Source organism: Mycobacterium sp. (assembly GCF_032162105.1).
Lineage (GTDB): Bacteria > Actinomycetota > Actinomycetes > Mycobacteriales > Mycobacteriaceae > Mycobacterium.
Window position 1 is genome coordinate 1 of sequence record NZ_JAVRPS010000658.1, and the last position, 4879, is coordinate 4879.

A 4879-nucleotide genomic window follows, 5' to 3' on the forward strand; every position below is an offset into this window, starting at 1 on the left:
CGCCACTTGACGACACCGCGAGCAGCGGCCGTGGCCGGGGTTATGTTTTCCCTCCTGATGGGCGCCACGCTGATTCTGATCCGCATCAAGATGCCCGAGGGGTTGGGCGACTCGACGCAGTGGCTGGACTCCGAACGCGGCGCCATTCTGACCGCGACGAAGCTGATGCCGTTCGCCGGGATCAGCTTCTTGTGGTTCATCGCAGTCGTGCGCGACGGCTTCGGGCGCTACGAGGATCGGTTCTTCGCGACCGTGTTCCTGGGCAGCGGTCTGCTATTTCTGGCGATGATGTTCGTCGCGACCGCGGTCGCCGCTGCGCTCGTCGCCAGCAACACGGGCGTCACCGATGCGGCCGCGCATGCCGAGACGATCGGCTTCGGAAAGATGATCGTGGTGTCGGCCAGCAAGACCTACGCCATCCGGATGGCGGCGGTGTTCATGATTTCGCTGGCCACCATCTGGCTCAAGACGGGGCTGATGCCGCGCTGGCTGGTCGTCGTCAGCTATCTGGTGGCGGTGGCGTTGCTGATCGCGGGCGACGTGAGCATGTGGCTGACGATGGCGTTTCCCACCTGGGTGCTGGTCGTCAGCGTCCTGATTTTGCTCCGCAACGGACTCATCAACACGCAGCGCGCTAGCCACGATTGAGCCCATGATTTCGTCGAGTGTCCAACCCGGCGCAGGACGCGCCCGAGACAAGAGCCGAAGGCGCCCGGAAAATCCTCGTCCACAGACCTCCGTCAAGGGGTGGGGGTGCCCCCATAAGCGTCTGTAGCACCGCCTCGTACGGCCAGCGCCCGCTCTCTCTCCGATGAAGTCTGGCCAGGTGGTCCCGCCGTCCGCAGTGCGTCCGCAGTAGATCCGACAACGGTCGCCACTAGCCAACGTCGCCAACCTCTTGACCTGCTAATTCTTAAGGCACTCAACACGGTCAACGGCAACAAACTCCCAAGTCGTCTCGTTCGCATCGAGTAGGTCAGGGGTTCGAATCCGGATGCACGACAGCGGCGAGTCGGCCAGCACCATCGCAACCACGCTTAAACTCCGGGCGTGAGGGTTCTTGTCGGAACATCCGCGGCGGTGGTCGCGCTCGCGCTGTATGCACCCGTCGCCACCGCTGCAGCAATCCCGACGCCCTCGCACGTAGTGATCGTCGTCGAGGAGAACAAACCCAGCGGGGGTGTGGTGGGCAACAACGCAGCTCCGTTCATTAATTCGGTGGCCAAGGATGGCGCCCTGATGACCCAGGCATATGCTGTCGCCCACCCTAGTGAGCCGAACTATCTCGCGTTATTCGCCGGTGGTACGTTTGGCGTGTCATCGGACGCGTGTCCGGTCGACGCGGGGGCCGCTCCCAATCTCGGCTCGGCACTGCTCGCGGCGGGATATTCGTTCGGGGGGTTCTCCGAAGACCTACCCGCGACCGGCTCACTTGTCTGCAGCGCCGGTAAATACGCCCGCAAGCATGTCCCGTGGGCAAACTTCCGGAGCGTGCCTGCCGCAGACTCGTTGCCGTTCGGCGCTTTCAACGCGCGGCCCGACTACGCCACGCTTCCAACCGTGTCGTTCGTCATCCCCAATCTGGACAACGACATGCACGACGGCTCCATCGCACAAGGCGACGCGTGGCTGGCGTCCAACATGTCGCGCTACGCGAATTGGGCGGCGGCCAACAACAGCTTGCTAATCGTTACCTTCGATGAGGACGACAATAGTGCGAACAACCAGATCGCCACGGTCATCTACGGCGCCCACGTCAAGCCAGGCAGCTACAACGAGCCCATCAGCCACTACAACGTCCTGTCGACCGTCGAGCAGATGTACGGCCTGTCGCTGACAGGGCTGGCCGCCAATGCTCCTGCAATCAGCGACATCTGGGCCTAGGTGTCTGCGCCAGGCCGGTTGGCTGAGAAAAGGTGTGACGACTCGCTGTAACAGTCGTTGGATGGGAGAGGTCTCGCGTCAGGCGTTACGAGTGATAGACCCCGCCAAAACGCCCAGCAGGCGACCTCGGCCTTCTCCCTGACCGTGGAGTCACGGCGGACCCAGCCGCGCTGCACAGTGCGTTGCCGCGACTGCGACTGGTCCTGTTCTTCGCGTGCTTCTGCATCGCCGAGACGATTTTCGTGCTTTTCCGTCGACGGCGCTGTGTACCCGTTTCAATGGTTCCACTACCGTCTCAGCCCTGCTCATCCTCGGCCCACTCGCCGTCCTGTTCGTGTTTCCCGCCCTCGTAAAGCCGCCGGAGGTCCTGAGCCCATAGCCCCTTCGGTCCGCAGTGAGTCCGCAGTAGCGTCGTTCGCACTCTTACCTCGCCAACGGAATCAACCGTCTGACGTGGCAGCTCAAACGTTTCCAGCGCCGTCGTCATCGCCAAACCCGCTGGTGGCGTCGTTCGGGACGAAGAGGTCATGGGTTACAGCCCGACACGCCGATCACTGCCCTCTACAGCGGCCCACCGGCCAACGATTCACGTTTGGGCGGTTAAGCACTAGGCCTTCCTTCGCGTCACTCTGAGGCCTTTTCAGACCGTATTTGCTGACATGCCCTGCGGTACGCACCCGGTACGCACCAGTCGTCGATAGCAGCCAACTCGCGTCGTAACATCTCGGTACCAGAAGACTGGGATAAAGTCCCTTCCACCAGCCAATGTGGTGAAGCAGCCGACATATGTCGAAATCGACTGCAAACAGTCGTACGAGCGAGTGACGGGATTCGAACCCGCGTATACCGCTTTGCAGTCTTGACCGTGGGCATCGACGCGACGGGTCGGATGGTGGCCGGCGTTCTGGCGAGCCTTGCCGAATTGGAGTTGGAGCTTGCCGGGAACGTCGCGCAGCAGCCCGTAAGGCTCGCCGGGCACGCGGGCAGTCCATCGGTCGGCCCAGGCGCTGGACCAGCCGAAAATGGCCCTCGCGCAACGGATGCACGCCAGCGGTGAGTCGGCGGGCACCATCGTTGCCACGCTCGGGGTCAGCCGTGCCACCGTCTATCGGGTACTCGCCGATTGCAACGACGGCGAAGAGTGACTGACCTAGCGGCAGCAAAACCCCAGCAACATCACAGCCGCCATCTCGCGGGATTAACTTGGTCGACGCAAGCAGAGCCGGCCAGGTCGACTGACGAGGGTTTAGCCGGGGCGGGCGCTGAAGGGACGGCCTGGCAATTAGTTCTCATCCCGCCCCGGCCGAGTTCTCGGGATTGCCGTCTCGAACCCCTGCACAGCCGTCGGCAAGTCGCCGCGTTCAGCGCGGGGGATCGGGCGGTGTGATAGTCGGCAGCCCTCGGGGGCGATCCGCACGCCGGGGCGACCTGCATTCGACCTGACCGTGAGCAGCAGTTTGCCGGCCGCTGGCAAGGCCGCGATGCAATCGCACGTTAATCGCACGCCTCTTTTATGGATGAGTTCCAAAAAGGCCTCTGAGCAGGTATTACGTGGTCGTGCCCCCGGCAGGAATCGAAAGTGCCGGATGGCCGACGCCCATCGGTCGATGGGCCGCGTCACACCAGCCGAGTGCGGCATTGCCACAGTTGGCGTCTCGACGATCCATTTCGCTCGACCGTTCGTGCTCGCCATGCGAGCGCCGCTGGCTGTTCGAGAGAGTCCGGCAACCTCGTGCCCACATTCTGCCCACACTTGCCCACCAAACTGCCTGTCTGAGTGTGAGTCTCTGTGATGTGTTCTCCCAGCTAGAGGCATTTTCGGATGCCTGGCCTGGCCCCCGACGAGAACCACGACTTCTTCTCCGGCTCGGGCTCGTCTTGACCGATAGGCAACGCCGACACGACCTTCCCCGATGGGTTTCGGTTCTGGCCGACCAGGCGTATCCGGTGGACGACGGCACAGCGCACTGACAATAGTTGTTCGATCTGTTCGAGCGTTCAGCGTCGACTGCGCGACTGACGCCAACGGCCGCCCGCCAGTTTCGACCAACGGCCCCAGCTTGGGCGATGGGTAGGGCTATCGGTCGAAGGATGCCCGATAACTCAGTCGGCGCTTATTCGGTGAATATGCGCGGGAATCGTCGGGATTCAACGGGAATTGGCAACAACTCTCGATGTATGAAAACCGTTGAGGGACAAACGATAAGCGGCTCTAATGGGAGTCGGCGAGAACAGTGGACAGCACTTCCATTGGTCGCGGGTTCGAGCCCCGCCCGCCCCACTTCAGAGGCTGTTTTGCCTCGTAGATGCTTAACGTTCTTTACTCGGCTGATCGAGCCCGTCAGTGGAAAGCAGTCAGTGGAAAGCAGTGGGCCCTTCCGCCGACGTAGACGGTGCGACCGTCGCAGGAGGCCCCGACGTCGCGTACGGCCCGGGCGTCGCATATGGCCCGGGCGTCGCGTACGGCCCTGACGTAGTAGGAGACTCAACCCCCAACAGCTTCGCGACGACGAAGCTCGCCGCTTGGTCGGTGTAGATGGGCACGTATCCCTCGGTGTGCCCGCTCCATTCGTTGCCGGGGCCTTCGTGACAGATCGGGTCGCTGGGGTTGCACAGATCCATCGCCTTGGAACCAAGCAGCGCACTATGGGTGGTAATCGGTTGTTTGGTGCGGTCGGCCACATTGCCGAAGGTGACGACTGCCGCGACGTTGTTGGCGTATTGGGCCGGCAGCGTAGTGCCCCTGAGGAGGCCCCCCACCGAATCTCCGGTGACGATGTCGATCACCGACGCACCCTGCGAGTAGCCGCCCAATATCAGCGGCGTATTCGGGCACTTGTCGGCCATGGATTTGATGTGCGCTACGGCATCCTTGGAGCCGTCGTCGGTGTGCAACTGGAGGAGGCTTGCCTTGTAGTTCACCGCATACACACCGATGTTCATGCCGGTCTGCTGGCGCAGCGAGTCCACGAGGGCCTGGCCGACGCGCCCGACG

At 62.7% G+C, this 4879-nt stretch carries 3 protein-coding genes, 1 tRNA gene and 1 pseudogene; 4 read left to right on the forward strand and 1 reads right to left on the reverse strand.

The genetic code is table 11. The features are described from left to right. Positions 1 to 6 precede the first annotated feature (6 nt). From QOC69_RS33020 to QOC69_RS33035, 4 genes and pseudogenes are all read left to right on the forward strand, one after another. The gene (locus tag QOC69_RS33020; RefSeq protein ID WP_526446706.1) at positions 7 to 648 is read left to right on the forward strand and encodes a hypothetical protein; all 642 of its coding nucleotides are present in this window, start codon (positions 7 to 9) and stop codon (positions 646 to 648) included. A gap of 432 nt (positions 649 to 1080) precedes the next feature. After that, positions 1081 to 1884, forward strand: a complete 804-nt coding sequence (locus QOC69_RS33025) for an alkaline phosphatase family protein (RefSeq protein ID WP_526446704.1) — start codon at positions 1081 to 1083, stop codon at positions 1882 to 1884. A gap of 859 nt (positions 1885 to 2743) precedes the next feature. Next, positions 2744 to 3029: pseudogene (locus tag QOC69_RS33030) on the forward strand (helix-turn-helix domain-containing protein); the annotation flags it as partial. A 1072-nt stretch (positions 3030 to 4101) separates the two neighbouring features. Then, positions 4102 to 4165 (forward strand) — tRNA-Cys (locus QOC69_RS33035). A gap of 74 nt (positions 4166 to 4239) precedes the next feature. Here QOC69_RS33035 and QOC69_RS33040 read toward each other — a convergent pair. Beyond that, positions 4240 to 4879, reverse strand: a 640-nt coding sequence (locus tag QOC69_RS33040; RefSeq protein ID WP_526446705.1) for a cutinase family protein, incomplete at its 5' end; no start/stop codon positions are given.